Source organism: uncultured Sulfitobacter sp. (assembly GCF_947497275.1).
Classification (GTDB): domain Bacteria; phylum Pseudomonadota; class Alphaproteobacteria; order Rhodobacterales; family Rhodobacteraceae; genus Sulfitobacter.
This window is the reverse complement of the sequence record NZ_CANMFS010000005.1, coordinates 78,122-97,465: the sequence shown is the minus strand read 5'-3', so window position 1 is coordinate 97,465 and position 19,344 is coordinate 78,122. Positions and strand designations below refer to the sequence as shown.

Annotated in this window: 17 protein-coding genes and 1 pseudogene; 9 read left to right on the top strand and 9 right to left on the bottom strand. The window is 60.2% G+C overall.

All coding sequences use genetic code 11. The features are described from left to right. Window positions 1-58 precede the first annotated feature (58 nt). The 3 genes from gloB (at window position 59) to Q1A06_RS11955 (ending at window position 4,450) form a co-directional block, all read left to right on the top strand. Complete coding sequence (gene gloB, locus Q1A06_RS11965; RefSeq protein ID WP_299563622.1) at window positions 59-862, top strand: hydroxyacylglutathione hydrolase; 804 nt, start codon at window positions 59-61, stop codon at window positions 860-862. Between the two features lie 307 nt (window positions 863-1,169). Further along, window positions 1,170-3,491 carry an ATP-dependent Clp protease ATP-binding subunit ClpA gene (gene clpA, locus Q1A06_RS11960; RefSeq protein ID WP_299563619.1) on the top strand — a complete coding sequence of 774 codons (2,322 nt, stop codon included), beginning with the start codon at window positions 1,170-1,172 and terminating at the stop codon, window positions 3,489-3,491. 2 nt (window positions 3,492-3,493) lie between these two features. Next, the gene (locus tag Q1A06_RS11955) at window positions 3,494-4,450 is read left to right on the top strand and encodes a M23 family metallopeptidase (protein WP_299563616.1); all 957 of its coding nucleotides are present in this window, start codon (window positions 3,494-3,496) and stop codon (window positions 4,448-4,450) included. Window positions 4,451-4,453: 3 nt separating this feature from the next. Here Q1A06_RS11955 and Q1A06_RS11950 read toward each other — a convergent pair whose 3' ends face one another. The 3 genes from Q1A06_RS11950 to Q1A06_RS11940 all read right to left on the bottom strand — a co-directional run bounded on the left by Q1A06_RS11950 (window position 4,454) and on the right by Q1A06_RS11940 (window position 8,165). Next, window positions 4,454-6,328: a peptidoglycan -binding protein gene (locus Q1A06_RS11950; RefSeq protein ID WP_299563613.1), complete on the bottom strand. Its 1,875-nt coding sequence runs from the start codon at window positions 6,326-6,328 to the stop codon at window positions 4,454-4,456. Between the two features lie 2 nt (window positions 6,329-6,330). Beyond that, complete coding sequence (locus Q1A06_RS11945; RefSeq protein WP_299563610.1) at window positions 6,331-7,563, bottom strand: biopolymer transporter ExbB; 1,233 nt, start codon at window positions 7,561-7,563, stop codon at window positions 6,331-6,333. Window positions 7,564-7,634: 71 nt separating this feature from the next. After that, window positions 7,635-8,165: a gamma-glutamylcyclotransferase gene (locus Q1A06_RS11940; protein ID WP_299563607.1), complete on the bottom strand. Its 531-nt coding sequence runs from the start codon at window positions 8,163-8,165 to the stop codon at window positions 7,635-7,637. A gap of 76 nt (window positions 8,166-8,241) precedes the next feature. Here Q1A06_RS11940 and Q1A06_RS11935 point away from each other — a divergent pair, with 76 nt between their 5' ends. Beyond that, window positions 8,242-9,237 (top strand): DUF2125 domain-containing protein, encoded by a 996-nt coding sequence (locus tag Q1A06_RS11935; protein ID WP_299563604.1) that lies wholly within the window; start codon window positions 8,242-8,244, stop codon window positions 9,235-9,237. On the opposite strand, the gene Q1A06_RS11930 is transcribed toward Q1A06_RS11935, so the two are convergent. From Q1A06_RS11930 to Q1A06_RS11905, 6 genes are all read right to left on the bottom strand, one after another. Continuing rightward, window positions 9,234-9,995 (bottom strand): extensin family protein, encoded by a 762-nt coding sequence (locus Q1A06_RS11930; RefSeq protein ID WP_299563601.1) that lies wholly within the window; start codon window positions 9,993-9,995, stop codon window positions 9,234-9,236. The two genes, Q1A06_RS11935 and Q1A06_RS11930, sit on opposite strands and share 4 nt — an antisense overlap. After that, complete coding sequence (locus Q1A06_RS11925; protein ID WP_299563598.1) at window positions 9,992-10,915, bottom strand: prephenate/arogenate dehydrogenase family protein; 924 nt, start codon at window positions 10,913-10,915, stop codon at window positions 9,992-9,994. Before Q1A06_RS11925 ends, Q1A06_RS11930 begins: the two co-directional genes overlap by 4 nt. Before the next feature lie 3 nt (window positions 10,916-10,918). Next, a complete protein-coding gene (gene hisC, locus Q1A06_RS11920; RefSeq protein WP_299563595.1) occupies window positions 10,919-12,001 on the bottom strand; it encodes a histidinol-phosphate transaminase in 1,083 nt (360 codons plus the stop codon). A gap of 137 nt (window positions 12,002-12,138) precedes the next feature. Beyond that, window positions 12,139-12,600, bottom strand: a complete 462-nt coding sequence (locus Q1A06_RS11915; protein ID WP_299563592.1) for a hypothetical protein — start codon at window positions 12,598-12,600, stop codon at window positions 12,139-12,141. Between the two features lie 211 nt (window positions 12,601-12,811). Beyond that, window positions 12,812-13,432, bottom strand: a complete 621-nt coding sequence (rpsD, locus tag Q1A06_RS11910; RefSeq protein ID WP_299563589.1) for a 30S ribosomal protein S4 — start codon at window positions 13,430-13,432, stop codon at window positions 12,812-12,814. A 456-nt stretch (window positions 13,433-13,888) separates the two neighbouring features. Next, entirely contained in the window at window positions 13,889-14,461 is a 573-nt protein-coding gene (locus Q1A06_RS11905) for a DNA-3-methyladenine glycosylase I (protein WP_299563586.1), read from the bottom strand. 127 nt (window positions 14,462-14,588) lie between these two features. Between Q1A06_RS11905 and Q1A06_RS11900 the strand changes: the two genes are divergently transcribed. From Q1A06_RS11900 to Q1A06_RS11880, 5 genes and pseudogenes are all read left to right on the top strand, one after another. Then, entirely contained in the window at window positions 14,589-15,425 is an 837-nt protein-coding gene (locus Q1A06_RS11900; RefSeq protein ID WP_299563583.1) for an EAL domain-containing protein, read from the top strand. A gap of 153 nt (window positions 15,426-15,578) precedes the next feature. Continuing rightward, the gene (locus tag Q1A06_RS11895) at window positions 15,579-16,754 is read left to right on the top strand and encodes an acetyl-CoA C-acetyltransferase (RefSeq protein ID WP_299563580.1); all 1,176 of its coding nucleotides are present in this window, start codon (window positions 15,579-15,581) and stop codon (window positions 16,752-16,754) included. 135 nt (window positions 16,755-16,889) lie between these two features. After that, window positions 16,890-17,243 (top strand): hypothetical protein, encoded by a 354-nt coding sequence (locus Q1A06_RS11890; RefSeq protein WP_299563577.1) that lies wholly within the window; start codon window positions 16,890-16,892, stop codon window positions 17,241-17,243. Window positions 17,244-17,430: 187 nt separating this feature from the next. Next, window positions 17,431-18,153 carry an acetoacetyl-CoA reductase gene (gene phbB, locus Q1A06_RS11885; RefSeq protein ID WP_299563574.1) on the top strand — a complete coding sequence of 241 codons (723 nt, stop codon included), beginning with the start codon at window positions 17,431-17,433 and terminating at the stop codon, window positions 18,151-18,153. A 343-nt stretch (window positions 18,154-18,496) separates the two neighbouring features. Continuing rightward, window positions 18,497-19,169 (top strand): annotated as a pseudogene (locus Q1A06_RS11880) (LysR substrate-binding domain-containing protein); the annotation flags it as partial. Window positions 19,170-19,344 lie beyond the last annotated feature (175 nt).

Sequence of the window (19,344 nt, the reverse complement as noted above, 5' to 3'; positions counted from 1 at the left end):
GGACAATCCTTCGTTGCGCCATTCTGGACTACCCTAGACCAGCAGCGGAGCCTTGAACATGCCCTCAGATCCCCATGTCGAAACTATCGCGACGGACACCCATACCCTCGTGACGATCCCGTGTTTGTCGGACAATTATGCATTCCTGCTGCGCGACAATAACAGCGGCGACGTCGCGCTGATCGACGTGCCCGAAGCGGCCCCGATCACAGCAGAACTCGACCGGCGCGGCTGGACCCTCAGCCAGATCTGGTTGACGCACCATCATTTCGATCACATTGACGGCTTGCCCGAGCTTGCCAAGACCCACAGCGCGCCCGTTTACGGTGCCAAGGCCGACGCAGAGCGCCTGCCCGACCTTGATTCAGCTTTGGCAGACGGTGACACTTTTACGCTGGGCACGCTCGATGTGCGGGTTATCGACGTATCCGGCCATACGGTCGGCCATATTGCCTTCTTCGTACCGCAAGCCAAGGCTGCCTTTACCGCCGACAGCCTGATGGCGCTGGGGTGCGGCCGCCTGTTCGAGGGCACGCCTGAACAGATGCACGCGAGCCTTGAGAAGATGCGCGACTGGCCGGACGACACGCTGGTCTGTTCGGGTCACGAATATACCGCATCGAATGCGAAATTCGCGCTCAGCGTCGATCCTGACAACACCGACCTGAAGAAACGCGCCAAGGATATCGACGCGATACGCGCCGAGGGCCGCTTTACCGTGCCCTCGCTTATGTCACTGGAACGCGCTACCAATCCGTTCCTGCGGTGCAATGATCCCGGCCTGCGGGCCAATATCGGGCTGGCGCAAGCTACCGATGTAGAAGTCTTTGCCGAAGTCCGCAAGCGCAAGGACAGCTTTTGATTGTCATGCAACAGGGGCACGCGGCGTTGTGCCGCGCGCTCCGCAACCGTGGCCATTGAAACACATGGGCATCCCTCCCATATCAAGGTTTCAGGACGCCTGAGATGGCGCACAAACCCCTCCAGCCCCCGGTCCGAAACAGCTTTGCGAAAGCACGCTCACATTAAATGTGACATCTTTATTTCAAAAAAGACTTGAAGCTGAGCCGCGATCAACCAAACTCTAATACTATCAGGCCATGGTCGAACCGAAGGCGCTGGCATCTTTCAGCCCCCCCCGCCGACCCTCATCGAAAAGGAGCACGCCCGTGCCTTCATTCTCGAACACACTAGAACAATCCATTCATGCCGCGCTCGCGCTTGCGAATGCACGCCGCCATGAATTTGCCACGCTTGAGCATTTGCTGCTCTCGCTTGTGGACGAGCCTGATGCATTGCAGGTCATGAAGGCCTGCTCGGTCGATGTGGACGAACTGCGCGAAACGCTGGTCGAATTCATCGACGAGGACCTCAGCAATCTCATTACCGACGTCGAAGGATCCGAAGCCGTGCCCACAGCCGCGTTCCAACGGGTGATACAGCGCGCGGCGATCCATGTTCAGTCCTCCGGCCGCACGGAAGTAACCGGCGCCAATGTGCTTGTCGCCATCTTCGCGGAGCGCGAAAGCAACGCCGCCTATTTCCTGCAGGAACAGGACATGACGCGCTATGATGCGGTGAACTTCATCGCGCATGGCGTCGCCAAGGACCCGGCATACGGTGAACAACGTCCCGTTTCCGGCGCGCCCGAGCATGAAGAAGAAGCGCAGGGCGTTACCGAAGGCGACAAGAAGGAATCCGCACTGTCGAAATATTGCGTGGATCTGAACGCAAAGTCCCGCGACGGCGACGTCGATCCATTGATCGGGCGTGATACCGAGGTGGAGCGTTGCATTCAGGTGCTGTGCCGCCGGCGCAAGAACAACCCGCTTCTCGTGGGCGATCCCGGTGTCGGCAAAACGGCCATCGCGGAAGGGCTTGCACGCAAGATCGTGGCTGGCGAGACGCCAGAAGTTCTGGCCAATACCACCATCTTCTCGCTCGACATGGGCGCGCTGCTGGCGGGCACACGCTATCGCGGTGATTTCGAGGAGCGGCTGAAGGCGGTCGTGACCGAGCTTGAGGACCACGATGACGCTGTACTGTTCATTGACGAAATCCACACGGTTATCGGTGCCGGCGCGACCTCGGGCGGGGCGATGGATGCATCGAACCTTCTGAAACCAGCGCTCGCAGGGGGTAAGCTGCGCACGATGGGCTCGACCACTTACAAAGAGTTCCGCCAGCATTTCGAGAAGGACCGCGCGCTGGCACGCCGGTTCCAGAAGATCGACGTGAACGAACCGTCCGTCGAGGACGCACAGAAGATCCTCAAGGGCATCAAGCCATATTTCGAAGATCATCACAGCGTCAAATACACCGCCGACGCGATCAAGACGTCCGTGGAGCTGGCGCATCGCTACATCAACGACCGTAAATTGCCGGATTCCGCCATTGATGTAATTGATGAAGCCGGTGCCGCGCAGCATCTTGTCGCAGCGTCCAAACGGCGCAAGACCATCGGAACCAAAGAGATCGAAGCCGTAGTGGCCAAGATCGCCCGCATTCCGCCGAAAAGCGTCTCGAAGGACGATGTCGTCGTCCTGCGCGATCTTGAGGCATCGCTCAAACGGGTGGTGTTCGGCCAGGACAAGGCGATCGAGGCGCTTTCGTCCGCGATCAAGCTGGCGCGTGCGGGTCTGCGTGAGCCGGAGAAGCCCATCGGGAACTACCTGTTTGCGGGTCCGACCGGTGTGGGTAAAACCGAGGTTGCCAAACAGCTCGCCGATACTTTGGGTGTCAAGCTGCTGCGGTTCGACATGTCGGAATACATGGAAAAGCACGCCGTCAGCCGCCTGATCGGCGCGCCTCCGGGTTATGTCGGATTTGACCAGGGCGGGATGCTTACCGACGGTGTGGACCAGGATCCACATTGCGTTCTGCTGCTCGACGAGATGGAGAAGGCGCACCCGGATGTCTACAACATTCTGTTGCAGGTCATGGATCACGGCAGGCTGACCGATCATAACGGTCGGACTGTCGATTTCCGCAATGTGGTTCTGATCATGACGTCGAATGCGGGTGCTGCGGAACAGGCGAAAGAGGCCGTTGGCTTTGGCCGCGACCGCCGCACGGGTGAAGACACCGCCGCGATCGAGCGGACGTTTACACCGGAATTCCGTAACCGTCTGGACGCCGTCATCTCCTTTGGCGCGCTGCCCAAAGAGACGATCCTGCGTGTGGTCGAGAAATTCGTACTGCAACTCGAAGCGCAACTGATGGACCGGAACGTGACCATCGAGCTGAGCAAAAAAGCCGCCGAATGGCTGGCGGACAAAGGCTATGATGACAAAATGGGGGCGCGCCCGCTGGGCCGCGTTATTCAGGAGTACATCAAGAAGCCGCTCTCCGAGGAGCTGCTGTTCGGCAAACTGGCCAAAGGCGGTGTCGTCAAGGTCGGCGTGAAGAAGGGCGAGCTCGATCTTCAGATCGACGGCCCCGACAGCCCGCGCCTGTCTGGCGACAAGCCGCCCCTGCTCACGGCAGACTGATCATGCTGAGAGCGGTCCTCGCTCTGTTATCCCTCGCCGTGCCAGCCACGGCGGGGGATTTTTTGCTTGTTCATCCAATCGACTGTGATCTCGACGGTCCCTGCTATATCCAGCAATATGTCGACCATGATGCAACGGACGCGGCAACCGATTTCACTTGTGCGGGCCTGACATACAACGGGCACAAGGGCACTGATTTCGCCTTGCCTGATCGGTCGTATATCAACCGCGGCATAGATGTCCTGGCCTCCGCTTCCGGAACGGTGAAAGGGATCCGCGACGGCATGCCCGACACCGGCTATTCCGATACGACTGCGGCTGCCGTTCAGGACCGCGAATGCGGCAATGGCGTGGTCGTTGGGCACGCGGAGGGATGGGAAACCCAATACTGCCACCTGCGCAGCGGCTCGATCCGCGTGAAACGCGGGGACGTGATTTCGGCGGGTACCGTTCTGGGGCAAGTCGGCATGTCGGGCCGCGCCGAGTTTCCTCATGTTCATCTGTCCGTGCGACAGGATGGTCGCGTGGTCGACCCCTTCGATCCAGACGGAGAGATCACCTGTGGCGCCCCGGACCGGACGACACTCTGGGCAGACGCACCGCAGTACAGGGCCGGTGGCATCATCAGCATCGGCACCAGTACCGCAATTCCGGATTTCGCCGAGATCCGCGTAGGTGACGTAGCCGGGGCTACCGCGCGCGGTGATGCTTTGGTCATCTGGTCCTATCTTTTCGGTGTGCGGAAGAATGACATCCTGCGCCTTGACCTGCGCGGTCCCGACAGGATCACGATCGCGCGCAACATAGAAATTGAGCGTAATCAGGCGCAGGCATTTCGTGCCATCGGAAAGAAACGCAAGAGTGAAAGCTGGCCTGCTGGGCGTTATGCTGGCGAAGCGACCCTGCTGCGCGATGGCGTCGAAATTGACCGTCAGTCCCTGACGCTTACCCTGCCCTGATCCCTATTTCTCAGTAAATTTCAATTCGATCCGGCGGTTACGCGCGCGTGCGGCCTCTGTGTCGGCAGTGTCGACCGGCTGATACTGGCCAAAGCCGTTCGCCGCGAGCCGGTCCGGCGGGATACCCAGAAAGTTGCTCATGTATCTGACGACGGAGAGCGCCCGTGCTTGGCTTAATTCCCAGTTGTCGGCGAATTCGCCCTGCCCCGACAGCGGCACGTCGTCCGTATGACCGTCCACACGCAGGACCCATTCGATGCCTTCGGGAATATCCGCCGCGACATTCCGCAAGATATCCGCAACCTTTGCGATTTCGCGGGTGCCTTCCGGTGACAGTTCCGCGCCACCGGACGGGAACAGCACCTCGGAAGAGAAAACGAACCTGTCGCCTTCGATTCGCACGCCGTCCTGCGTGCCCAGCACGTTGCGCAGACGACCGAAAAACTCTGATCGGTATTGCTCAAGATTCTTCGTTTCAGCTTCGAGACGCTGGCGCTCGGCCGCTTCCAGCTCGGCGCGTCGACGTTCTTCGGCGGCGACGCGTGCGAGTGCGGTGTTCAGTTGCGATCCAAGTGACTGCAACTCGACCTCGCGCGCCGCATCCACGGCCACGGCCTGATCCAGAAGGCCTTGCAGATTACCTAGCTGCGCACGCAGCGCGGCGACCTGCTGGTTCAGCAACTCGGTCTGCCGCTGCGATGCCGCGGAGGTTTCACGCTCCTGTGCCAACTGCCGTTCGGCTTGCGCAAGCAGGGCGGCCCGTTGTTCCGCCTCGGTCTGGGTGGTGCCCGCCTCCTGTTCGGCGGCAACCTTTGCCGCGAGCGCGGCGGCAAGACCGGCGCGTAGATCCGCCATCTCTTCGGCGGTCTCGCTTTGCGTCGTATCCAGCTGCTCTTCGAGCGTCGCAATCCGGGTCCGAGCGGTGCGCAAAGCGTCCCGCACATCTGCAAGCTCGACATCGCGTGCTTGCGCAGTTTCAACCTGTTTTTCCAACTCATCCGCATCCAGCAACGCCGCGGCCAGCTTCAGATCGAGATCTTTTTCCGCAGCCCGCGCCGCTGCCAGGAGGGTAAGAGTTTCCTCTGCCCGACGCCGTTGCGATTCCAGTGATAGCGTCATTGCGGTCAGTTCCGTATCGGCGTTTTTCAGACGCTCGCGCAGTGCCTCTGCCGCCGCCGCTTCCGCCAACCGCGTGCTTTCCTGCGCGCTCAACGCATTTTGCGCGGCAGTCACATCGGCGCTGAGTGTGTCGATCTCTTCCTGCGCTTGCGCGTTACGCACCCGCAGATCAGCCGTGAGCGCCTCCAGTGCCTCGCGGCGCGCAGCAGCAAGGCGCGCGGCCTCCGCCTGCGCATCCACCTCATCGCGGCTTGCCGCGAGGGCAAGGTCAAGCGCCTCGCGCTCGCTCAACAGCGTCTGCGTCCGTTCCTCAAGATCGGCAACCTCGGCCAATGCGGTATCCCGGTCGGTCAGCAACGCAGCGACCTGCGCTTCGAACCCCGTGATCCGGTTGCGCGCATTCGCCAGCTCCTCCGCCTGTTCGGCGCGTTGCGTGCGCAAGGATGCAATAAGCGTTGCCTGTTCCTCAGCCTGTTCCTGCGCCTCCTCTAACGTCGCGCTTAGTGCGCCGACGCGTGCTTGCAGGTTGGTATTGTCGCGCTCCTGCAAGCCGAGAGCCTGCGCCAACGCGGCCACTTCGGTCGACAACGAGTCCAGTTCTGTCTCCTGGCCCGATATCTGTTCAGTCAGCACGAACTGAACGACCATGAAAATGGTGAGCACGAACATCAGGACCAACAACAGACCAGTCATCGCATCGACGAAACCAGGCCAGATCGATGCCTGAAACCGCGATCCTGTCCGCCGCGACAGAGCCACGCTCAGCTTCCTCCGTTATCGGAGGTGTCGGATCCGTCCGGCCCCGCCTTGGCGCGCATACGGCGCGGTTCGGTCAAGCTGCGCGGTTGCGAAAGCGCCTTTGTGAGATAGGAAAGCTCTTGGCGCAGTTCCGCCATGGTTTCCTGGCGGCCGGCGGAGATTTCCTCGAGAATCCGCAGCATCTGTACATCAATGGACCGAAGGCGCATGCGGCTTTCGGCGTCGCCACTGCTGTCGCCGTGGTCTTGACCCTGCGTTTCGATAGCCGAAATCATCCGTTCCTGCCCATCGGCAATGCGGTCAAACGCGTCCGACACGCTGCCCTGATCGCCCAACTGTACGGCCATCCGTTCGATCGCCACCGCGAGGCTGCCCAGTTTGCCCTCCACCTCGGCGCGCCCGGTTTCGGAGCGGGCGAACATATCCTGCAACGTTTCCATCTGCTCGGCCACATGGTCCACCATGCTGGCCATCACCGCCTGCTCGGGCGTGCTTTCGTCACCGGCCGAAAAACCGACCCGCGTGATCGAGCTCAGCCAGTCCTCAAGCTCTTGGTAGAAACGATTTTGCCCGTGCCCCGCGAACAGCTCCAACAGCCCGACGATCAGCGATCCCGCAAGTCCCAGCAGCGAGGATGCAAAGGCCACGCCCATGCCGGCAAGTTGCGATTCCAGACCCGTCATCAGCCGGTTGAAGACATCCGTGCTGGCCTCGCCGTCCTGCGGCGCGAGGCTGCGGATGGTATCGACGATGGCGGGCACGGTCGTTGCAAGACCATAAAACGTACCCAAAAGGCCCAAAAAGATCAGCATGTTGACGATGTAGCGTGTGATTTCGCGCGCTTCGTCGATCCGGGTGGCCACGGAATCGAGGATCGAGCGCGTCGACGACGCGTTGATCTGCATACGCGCACCACGGGTACGCAGCAGTGCCGCAAGGGGCGCCAGCATTTGCGGTGGCGTCTCCGACGGTGCCTCTCCCTCGGAGGCGAAATTCTCGATCCAGCGTACAGAACCGATCAATTGCAGCACCTGATAGAAGCAGGCGACGACACCGATGAGAAAGACAAAGACGATGAACCCGTTGAGATAAGGGTTGGCCTGAAACACCGGCAGGACACGCGGCAACGCCACGAATATGCCAAAGCCCGACAATCCAAGCACAAGCAGCATCAAAGTGATCTGCCGCACCGGTTGCGAGAATTGTGTTTTTGCCCCACGGTCTGGTTGCGCCATGCGCTTCCTGCTCCTGACCTTATTGTTCTGTTATCGCAGCTTAACCCGAAATTCACCCAATCCCAAAGGGATTATGCCGCAAGCGCACGAACCCGGTTTGCCAACCATTCAAGCGCCGGATCGTGCAGACCCACTTTCACCAGATGGTCGAAGGTATTGAACAGATATTCGGTATTGGGTCCCCTCCCCCCGACCGCGCGCGCAATGATCTGCGCCTGCTCCTCAAGCGGCAGATCACCGCAATACTGGTTGTGGCTTTCATCAATCACATAGACCAGCGCGGTCACATACCGATCATCCGCAAGCTGGATCGTGATCAGTTTTTCGACATAGGCCGACGAAATCAATTCACGTTCGCGCAGGTAGGCCAAAGTCGTTTCTTCCGCGCCGTCCGCAACCCGCAGCGCAAGTCCTTCGCAGGCCTTCCCCTCCTGCCGGTCCAGTGCCAGAACCAGCCCCGGGTCCACGTCTGTGCCGCGATGATGGATCGAGCGCATGCAGAAAGACCTAGCGTACCCCGGCAACGTACCGATCACGCTTTCCGCCACCTCGAAACCTGGATTCCAAAGCAGACTACCGTACCCGAATACCCACATACTCATAGAACTGGTCCTCCTTCGAAGCACAGGGTAAACCCCATCGACGCAAGGATGGAAAGGGGCAATGCCCGTGGGACGCATGCTGTGGATAATCGTGATCGCCGTGACTGTTGCATGGGCGGGATGGTGGTGGATCGCCACGAAGACGTTGCAAGACAGCGTGGCCGGGTGGCGCAGCGCGCGGCAGGCGGAAGGCTGGCAGGCGGACATCGGTACCAGCACACGTGGCGGCTTTCCCCTGCGCATTGCCCTGACGCTCGAAGACCTGAGCCTTGCGGATCCGCAGACGGCGGTCGCTTTGATAGTGCCGGAATTGACGCTTTCTTCGCCGGTGTACTGGCCGGGACACGGCACCGTCGATATGCCGAGTGGTCCAGTGATCCTGTCCACCCCCTCCGACGCTCTGACTCTCGACACAGATGGCGCTGTCGCCGCATTTCGGCTGCGGCCAGGTACGGCGCTGCAACTGGAGAAGATGACAGCACAAACGGATGCCTTAACGCTTGATCTGCCCGATGGGCGGCTGGCAGACCTGTCCTTGCTCGAAGCAGAGGTACAGCAGACGCAAGATCCTGCAGCCTACGACATCCGCGTCGATGTGGTTGATTTGGCGCCCGGCGCTCTGCTGCGTGAGGCTCTGCGCCTGCCGCAGGCATGGCCCTCCGCGTTCGAGACCTTTGGGGCCGACATGACCGTCTTGTTCGATCGCCCCTGGGACCGCACGGCGCTGGATGTGCGCCGACCGCAACCGCGCGCCATCACACTGCGCCGCGCCGAGGTGCGATGGGCGGACATTGGCCTTGTTCTCAGTGCCGATTTGACGGTCAGCGATCGGGGCATTGTTTCGGGGACGATAACCGTAGAGGCATCCAATTGGCAGGCCATGCTGGATATCGCAGAAAGCGGCAGCGTGATCGGTGCCGAACAACGTCCGCAAATCGAGAACGGCTTGCGGATGCTGGCGGGACTGTCCGGTGGCGCGAACACGCTTGAGCTGGACATCGCGGTCCGCGATGGTCGCATGCAGATGGGCTTTATCCCGCTCGGCACCGCGCCACGTCTGATCCTGCCCTAGCGACAGTAGGTTCCCGATCTGTAACGTGCCGTGTCGAAGTGGAAGTGATCGAGATGATGACGGTTGGCGCGCGGCCCCAAAACGGTGCCGAACGGACCGCAGGCTTCCTTGTGCATCCGCTGCAGCGGTTTTTTCATCCCACGCTTGTTCCATCCGTGCAGGACCGTGATCTCGCTGCCATCGGCAAGCTGAAAACCCGAAATATCAATGGCACGTCCTTTGCCATGTTCGGAGATCTTGCCGGTTTTCGCGTTGTTGCGGCGGCGACAGGCATAGTGGGCGGCCACCTTCAATTCGCGCAGGCCACCACCCTTTTTGGAAAGCGCTGGCTTTGCGCTTTTGTCCACCCATGACTTGAGGGCGCGCGCAGTGCCGCAGTCCATCGTGGACCGTGCGCTGAGCGAGACGCCGGAAACCGAAGAGATCTGAACCGCGTTGTCCACACCACACCCGCCGGCCGACCCGGATACGCTGCCGATCGCCCTGCCCTGAATGGCAATGTCGCCACAGACTGCTCCGGCGGCCAATACCTTTTGCTGCTGACGCAGTTCCCGAGCCGCCTTGGGGGAACGGAAAATGGGACGCAATGACGCAAGGAACCCGCCTTGCTTGTTCTCTATCGCGGAGCGGTCGATCGTCCCGTCAGGCACGATCTCTATGAATTGTGTCATCGGGCGGCCTTCGGGCCGCAGCGAACTGTCCGGACCGCCGCAGGCAACCGTTGCGGAAAGACAAAGGAACAAGGTCAGCTTTTTCATGGTTTACGCCCCGGTACACGCCCGAAGTTCGGGGCGTCTGTGTCCTGTCCCGCGTCGATGATGCTGCGCCGAATGGCGCGCGTGCGGGTGAAATAGTCATGCAGGTGTTCTCCGTCACCCTGCCGTATCGCCCGCTGAAGCGCAAATAGTTCTTCGGTGAACCGCCCGAGAATCTCCAGGGTCGCTTCCTTGTTGGAGAGAAAAACATCGCGCCACATTGTCGGATCGGAGGCCGCGATACGCGTAAAATCGCGGAAACCTGCCGCAGAATATTTGATTACCTCGCTGTCGGTCACGCGGCGCAGATCGTCCGCCACGCCCACCATGGTATAGGCGATGAGATGTGGCGCATGCGACGTGACCGCGAGCACAAGATCGTGGTGATCCGCGTCCATTTCCTCGACGTTGGAGCCAAGACCCTCCCAAAAGGCGCGCAGTTGCGCCGTCACCGACGGATCGGTGCCTTCGCTCGGCATCAGCAAACACCAGCGGTTGTCGAAAAGCTCGGCAAAGCCCGAGCGCGGACCGGAATGTTCCGTTCCCGCCAAAGGATGGCCCGCAACGAAATTCACGCCTTCCGGCAAAAGCGGCGCGATCTGATCTATCACATCGCGCTTGACCGATCCGACATCGGTGATCGTCGCACCGGGTTTGAGACTGTCGCGAATGTCCTTCATGACGGTGCCCATGACCCCCACGGGAACGCACAGCACCACCAGATCGGCGCCTTTCACCGCGTCGTTGATATCGTCGCAGACGACATCGCACAGCCCGATGTCGCGCGCCGTCGCGCGGGTTTCTTCCGAGCGCGCGAAACCACGCACTTCGCGTGCAAGGTCCGCGCGCTTGATCCCCCAGAAAATCGAGGACGCGATAAGGCCCAGACCGATCAGTGCCACGCGGTCGTAAATCTGTGCCATCGCTCAGCCCCCCTTGAACTGGCGCACTGCGTGCACCACCCGACGGCACGATGCCTCATCACCCACGGTAATGCGCAGACAGTTGGGCAGGTTATATCCCCCCACCTGCCGCACGATCAGCCCCTGCGATTGCAGATAGGCATCACAGTTCTGCGCCTCGTCCTCACTCGCGAAGCGTGCCAAGATGAAATTCGCGCAGGAAACATCCGACGGCACACCGATCTCGGCCAGGGCCTCTGCCATCCAGTGCCGCCATCTGGCGTTTTCGGCACGGCAGTGATCGGCATACTTCCGGTCGCGCACGGCGACCTGTGCGGCATCAATTGCAGCGCCGCTCAGGTTGAACGGACCGCGGATCCGGTTCAGGACGTCGATCACCGGTTTGGGCGCGTAGCCCCATCCAATGCGCAAACCGCCCAGACCATAGAGTTTTGAAAAGGTGCGGGTCATGACCACGTTTTCGCGCGAGTCCACCAGCCCCGCACCCGCGTCATAATCCTCGACATACTCGGCGTAGGCCCCATCGAGCACCAGAAGACATTGCGCGGGCAGCCCATCCGCCAGCCGCGCGATCTCGGCGGAGCCGATCATGGTGCCCGTCGGGTTGTTGGGATTGGCGATGAAGACGAGCCGGGTCTTGTCCGTGCAGGATGCAAGAATGGCATCCACATCTGTCACCCGCTCGCGTTCTTTCACCTCGACAGGCGTCGCCCCCGCCGCCAGCGCATAGATCCTGTAGAGCGCGAAACCATGTTCGGTATGGATGACCTCCGTCCCCGGACCCGCGTAAGCCTGACACAGATAGTTGAGGATATCGCCGGATCCTGCCGCGCAGACGATCTTGTCTGCATCCAGGCCGTGCACCTCGGCGATGGCGTGGCGCAGGCCCGCGTGGTCCGATGACGGGTAGCGGTGCAGTTTGAAGGCCGCTTGTTGAAAGGCCTTGATCGCGCCGTCGCTGGGGCCAAGCGGATTCTCGTTCGAGCTGAGCTTGACCACATTCTCGACGCCGGCCACCTCCGACGCGCCTCCCTGATACAGGGAGATGTCCATGATGCCGGGCTGCGGTGCAATGGTCTGTGTCATATCGGGCGCTCTTTGGTTGCTTGGCGCCCTTCTAGCGCCTCGACCGCGCCCTCACCAGAAGCGATTTGCCCCGTCGCACGACCGGCGCGCAGCCTTGGCGAGATGCATATGGGCCCACCGGGTCTGGGTAAGCCGCATCAAACGAGGGTGAGCATGGGTTTGGCAGCCGCGCGGCGCAGCAGCGCGTCTGTGGTACTCTCGCTGGGTTCGGCACCGTACATCGTGTACAGGATCTTCCAGGCGTCGTCGATCAGACCCAGGGTGATATAGGTCGTATGCGGCGCCCGCGCGAGAAGGTCACCAGCGTACAGGCTGGTGGAGTAGACACAGTCGATTTCGTTGGGTGATTTGGAGAATGCTTCGATACAGGTCCGCTTAATTCGCGTCACGCCAAGCCGTGCGTTCTCCGCGCAAACCTGTTTGATCTGCTCGCGCATTCCTGCCACATCCCTGACCAGAAAATCGCCAGACAGTGTTTCGAATCTCTGGGGGCTGTTGAAAAACGAAATGAAAGTTTCAGAATCCCCCTGCTGCATCGCTGCTCGGGTTTTCTCCAGGACGGTCTCGGCAATTGCCAGCGCCGCTTTTGCTTCAATCACTTTCATTCTCCTCTAAAAGCGACCAGTCCCCAAAAAAAATCGCACCGGTCCGAAGGGCCATCACCACCGCCGAAATAGACGCGTGTCTGCTCCCTCAAGACGTTAATGCATGTCAAACCGGACGTGAGTATGTTCAAAAAATGTCAAAACGTACAAAAAACGCCCCGCCGGAAAGCCGGCGGGGCGTCAAAAAAACCGTTGAATGCAAAGATTAGTTCTTTGCGTAGAATTCGACCACGAGGTTCGGTTCCATCACGACGGGGTATGGCACATCGCCCAGAGTGGGTGTACGCACGAATGTCGCTGTCATCTTGGAGTGATCTGCGTCGATATAGTCGGGCACATCGCGTTCCGCGAGTTGCGTCGCCTCGATCAGCGCAACCATCTGCTTGGAGCGGTCACGGACCTCGATCACATCACCTTCCTTTACGCGGTAGGACGGGATGTTCACCAGCTTGCCGTTCACACGGACGTGACGGTGATTGACGAACTGACGTGCAGCAAAAACAGTCGCGACGAATTTGGCACGGTACACGACCGCATCCAGACGACGCTCCAGCAGGCCGATCAGGTTTTCACCGGTGTCGCCCTTGACCCGCTCCGCTTCGCCGTAGATGCGGCGGAATTGTTTTTCGGTCAGGTCGCCGTAGTAGCCCTTGAGCTTCTGCTTGGCGCGCAGCTGGATACCGAAATCGGAGATTTTACCCTTGCGGCGCTGGCCATGCTGACCGGGGCCATATTCGCGGCGGTTGACGGGGGATTTAGGACGGCCCCAGATGTTTTCGCCCATGCGGCGGTCAATCTTGTACTTGGCAGCGGTGCGTTTGGTCACGGCTGTTCTCCTTTATGTTGCCCCGGAAGGGGCGGTAAAGGGCGTTGTCCTCTGGGAAAACCCCGACAGGCCTCCCCTCACGGGGGCCACCAACACCAACGATTGCGCGCTTATACGGGGGATCGGGCGGGAGTCAATGCGCGATATGGCACCTATTCCCCCGGAGTTGCTTCAAGGCGCCGGATTACTTCTAAAACGCCACGCTCATGCGATCACGCTCGGGCAGATGCGGAATCCCACACCTCGCCACGGTCACCGGATGCTTCGAAACCTGCCGACTGACGTGTTTCGATGCGCGCCCGACGGGTGGCGCTGCCTGCATAACGCATGCGGTGGCCCATGACAAAAACGTTTCATTCGCTTCACCGACTCTTTCGCCTGGCCCGAAAACGCCGCCGATTCTGCAGCTGTCGCCCGAGGATCGGACGGACCTCCCCCAAATCCGCGAGCCAATGCCTAGCGTAGTGCCATCTGTTTGACTGCCGCGTGGCGCGGACAGCATGTAAGGTGGTCGTTGACCAATCCGCACGCTTCCATCCACGCATACACGATGGTCGGGCCGCAAAATTTGAAACCCGCCTTTTTCAGATCCTTCGACACCTGCTCGGACATCGCTGTTTTCGGGGGAACATCAGCCATGGTGGCAAACCTGTTCTGCAGGGGTGTTCCGTCGACGTAGCGCCACATGAAAGGCGCAAATCCATCGCGCTCCTCCAGCGCGATCCAGGCCTGCGCGTTTGTGATTGTTGCTTCGATCTTGCCACGGTGGCGAATGATGGCCGAATTACCGAGCAACCGCTGCACATCGGTCTCGCCCCAATGGGCGATCACCGCAGGGTCGAACCCTTCGAACGCCGCGCGAAAGGCGTCGCGCTTTTTCAGTATCGTGATCCAGCTGAGCCCCGCCTGAAACCCGTCGAGGATCAGCTTTTCCCAAAGCGCGCGGCTGTCATGCTCGGGGACGCCCCATTCGTGATCGTGGTAATCGATGTATATCTGTTCGGGCCCTGCCCAGTCGCATCTCGTCATGGCGTTTTCCTCACAGCGCAGGTGTAATCAATTTTCACAGGATTCGCACAAAAATCTTCGCTTAACATCTCTTTAGGGTCCACGCGCGCAGGGTAGCCGGACACGTTCAAAACAGGATTCTCGCACGATGGGCATTCCCAGACGCAAGCTTGCCGATATGGCGCCCGGTGCGGACAGCCCGCTCAACTTCGCCATCACCCAGCAGGATCAGAGCACCCTCGCGCTGGTGCAGGAGGCGATACGCTACAAACAGACGCTGCTTGCGTTTCAACCCGTAATGCGGGCCGATGGCGCGCGGGAGCCTGGCTTTCACGAAGGGCTGATCCGTGTTCTTGATCCAACCGGCCGGGTAATTCCGGCGGCACAGTTCATGGACAAGATCGAAACAACCGAAACGGGACGCGAAATCGACGTGCTGGCTTTGCGCCACGGCCTCCTGACGCTGAAGGCAAATCCCGCTTTGCGCCTGTCGATCAACATGTCGGCCCGCTCCATCGGCTATCATCCGTGGACCAGCACGCTCAACCGCTTCCTGCGCGAAAGCCCCACGATCGGGGAGCGCCTGATACTTGAAATCACCGAAAGCTCTGCGATGTCGGTGCCCGAACTGGTTATTGATTTCATGAAACGCCTCCAATCCAGGGGCATCTGCTTTGCCATGGACGATTTCGGTTCGGGTCAGCTGGCTATCCGCCACTTCAGGGAATTTCTGTTCGACATCGTGAAAATAGACGGGCAATTCGTGCGCGGGATCGCAGCCAATCCTGATAACCAGGTTCTCATGCGCGCCCTCTTGGCGGTTGCGAGGCATTTCGATATGCTGACCGTTGCCGAAAATGTCGAGACCGCTCAGGACGCGCAGATGCTGACCGATATGGGCGTCGATCTTTTGCAAGGTTATTATTTTGCCGCGCCCACGACCCGTCCACCGTGGTTGCAAGACGCGAAAATACGCCAGGGCTGACGGCTCTGGCCCGCCCACGCAGGACCGTGCCTGTTGCCGGTGCGCATCCGATGCGATATGCCTCGATCAGAAGGTGGGGAGCGCCACAGCGGACCGCGATGGCGGTCTCGCACGCCCCCTCCTACCCCGCGTCATAAGAGAGGACTGCATTCCATGACCAACGTTGTTATCGCCTCCGCCGCCCGCACTGCCGTTGGCAGCTTCGGCGGCGCCTTCGCCAACACACCCGCACATGATCTGGGGGCTGCCGTGCTGAAGGAAGTCGTCGCACGCGCCGGTATCGACGCCTCGGATGTGTCTGAAACAATTCTGGGTCAGGTGCTGACCGCGGCACAGGGCCAGAACCCCGCGCGCCAGGCGCATATCAACGCGGGATTGCCACAGGAATCCGCCGCCTGGTCGATCAACCAGGTTTGCGGGTCCGGACTGCGCGCCGTTGCCTTGGCCGCGCAACACATTCAGTTGGGCGACGCGAGCATTGTCGCCGCTGGTGGTCAGGAGAACATGACCTTGGCTCCGCATGCGCAGAACATGCGCGCGGGCCAGAAAATGGGCGATATGAAGCTTATCGACACGATGATCAAAGACGGTCTTTGGGATGCCTTTCATGGCTATCACATGGGGCAAACCGCCGAAAATGTCGCCGAAAAATGGCAGATCAGTCGCCAGCAACAGGACGAATTCGCTGTTGCATCCCAAAACAAGGCTGAAGCCGCGCAGAAGGAAGGCCGTTTCAAGGACGAGATTCTCGCCTACACCGTTCCCGGTCGCAAGGGTGACACCATCGTCGATGCCGACGAGTACATCCGCCACGGCGCGACTATGGATGCGATGGCCAAACTGCGGCCCGCGTTTACCAAGGACGGTTCTGTCACGGCGGCCAACGCCTCCGGCCTCAACGATGGCGCCGCCGCCGCCCTGCTGATGAGCGCGGACGAAGCCGAAAAGCGCGGCATCGAGCCGTTGGCACGGATTGCGTCCTATGCAACAGCGGGTCTTGATCCGTCGATCATGGGTGTCGGGCCGATCTATGCATCGCGCAAAGCGTTGGAAAAAGCCGGCTGGAAGCCCGAAGATCTGGATCTGGTAGAGGCAAACGAAGCTTTTGCCGCGCAGGCCTGCGCCGTGAACAAGGACATGGGTTGGGACCCCGAGATCGTCAACGTCAATGGTGGTGCCATCGCAATCGGCCACCCCATCGGCGCTTCCGGGGCACGCATCCTGAATACCCTGCTGTTCGAGATGAAGCGCCGCGGCGCCAAGAAAGGTCTGGCCACACTGTGCATCGGCGGCGGCATGGGCGTTGCCATGTGCCTCGAGCGCCCCTAATCCGAGCGCGGTGCGGCCCTTTTTCGAGGCCGCGCCGCATCTGTCCATGCCAGGGGGTGCACGATACCCACAATTCGACCAGCTAGTCTGCTCGGGCGGTGGGCCCCCTGCTTCTGGGAGGGTGGCTGGCTAGACATGATGCGCGACGTGATTGAACTTGCCCCCGTCCGGATCACCGGGGTCAGCGGCGGCGCGGGCACCGGAGCCGGGTTTATCAGCCGCCGGGGCGGGCACTTTATCCGTGCGATGTGCGCGGCCTTTTCGGACCTCTACAGCAATATGAATCCCCACGAAACTGGCGAAACCGGATTGTCTCCGCATCAATCGATCTACCGTGACGTCGTCTCGACCGTGTTCGATGCGCAAGCGATGGATATTGCTCACCCGGAACTACGACATATTGCAGGATGTGATTATATCGCGCCGGATAAGGCCGTACCGGCAGACAAAATCGATTTTACTTACCCTAAAAAAATTCGCCGCAGTTGAGATACAGGAGCAAGCGACTGCCATCCTTTTTTGGAAAACCGGCGGTGGCACGGGGCACCGTAAGAAATCTTCAAGCAGCCGCCGCTTCGGTGTTGCCATAGGCCGCGCGACTGCCTAAACCGAGATATAAGAAAGAAAATTGCGATTTTTGCGCGCAATTAGAAACATAGTTACCGGAGGAAACCAAATGTCCCGTGTCGCACTTGTAACCGGAGGCAGCCGTGGAATCGGCGCCGCCATCTCCAAAGAGCTGAAAGACAAAGGCTATACCGTCGCGGCCACCTATGCGGGCAACGACGATGCCGCAGCGAAATTTACCGATGAAACGGGCATCAAGACCTACAAGTGGAATGTTGCGGACTACGAAGAGTCCAAGGCAGGTATTGCAAAGGTCGAGGACGAACTCGGCCCCGTCGAAATCGTCGTTGCGAACGCCGGCATCACCCGCGATGCGCCCTTCCACAAGATGACGCCCGAACAGTGGCACGAAGTCGTCAACACCAACCTCACCGGCGTGTTCAATACAATCCATCCTGTCTGGCCCGGCATGCGCGAACGGAAGTTCGGCCGGATCGTCGTAATCTCGTCGATCAACGGTCAAAAGGGCCAGTTTGCACAGGTCAACTACGCCGCGACCAAGGCGGGCGATCTGGGCATCGTGAAATCGCTTGCACAGGAAGGCGCGCGGGCAAATATTACAGCCAATGCAATCTGCCCCGGCTATATCGGCACGGACATGGTCATGGCGGTGCCGGAAAAGGTCCGCGACAGCATCGTCGCCCAAATCCCTGCGGGTCGCTTGGGCGAGCCCGAAGAAATCGCTCGTGTGGTGTCGTTCCTCGTGGCGGACGATGCGGGCTTCATCAATGGCTCCACGATCTCGGCCAATGGGGCACAGTTTGTCGTCTGAACACGTTCGTGTCCGGAAAGCTCACGATTGAAAATGGCCGGTGGTGCGCCATCGGCCTTTTTTCTATGCGCGCGCTATGTGAACTGGCGATGCGGGCTTACGGATCGCGGACAGGCTTGCGGAGCCACGAAAAAAAATCAGTAAACGCGCGGGCGCGTTCCGCATGGGCGGTTTGCATTGCGTGACGGGCAGCAGTGTTTGTGGTGGCTTCTATCATCAGGACTTTCGTGTATGTGACCCTTCTTCGAGGTCCGTGCGTTTTACCTCTCCTCAATATGTGTGTCGTAAAGGCCCCTGACAAACGAGACGTGCCCCAGCTTCAGTCAAGATATACTCGAGTGTGGTGTCGAACCGTCTTCCTCCTTGCACCGCGTTACGTGCGTTCGACGCCGCCGCGCCCAAGCTGCTGCGGAATTGAACGTCACCCCTGCGGCTCCTTCCTTTAGGATCAAATCACTCGAAGAGCATCTGGGCACCCTGCTGTTCCGCCGCCTCAATCGCGCGGTCGAACTGACCGATGCCGGAAGGGCTTTGGCGCCTGACGCTGCTGAAGGTTTTCAGCCGCGACAACATCGATGTTGCGATCCGCTTCGGCCAGACGGCCTATCCCGGTCTTTACGCGCACCCCCTGGCCGAGGAGTGGGTCGTACCCGTTATGACGCCCGCCCTCGCCGCCCGCTATCCCACCGTGCAATGCCTGAAGGACACGCCTTTTATCTTTGACGATTCGATCAAGTTCATCGAGCCACCGGTCGATTGGACAGTGTGGTTTACGGCCATGGGCGAAGTCTACACTCCGGTTCACGGCCCGCGTTTTTTCGCAGGCCGATCATGCGCATGATGCCGCGATGGCGGGGATGGGGGTGGTGCTGGGGCGTCGTGCGCTTGTGGTTAAAGATATCGCCGACGGGTGTTTGGTGGCACCCTTTCCGACTGCTCTCGCAACCAGAGCGCGCTTCAGCTTTCTATGTCCTATGGGTCAGGAGCCGCGCCCACAAACCGCTGCCTTCCGTGACTGAATGTCGGCGGACATAGCGAAAATGGCACATGTCACCGACGCGGTCGCGCTTGCCACGCTATTGGATGATTAATCGGGAATTTCAGCACTTCGTCACCGAACGGTGTCGAAAATTTCGGTATTTCCTGCTAACCGTCCCCGGGGTATTTGATCGCTGGCGGCGCGCTGACCGT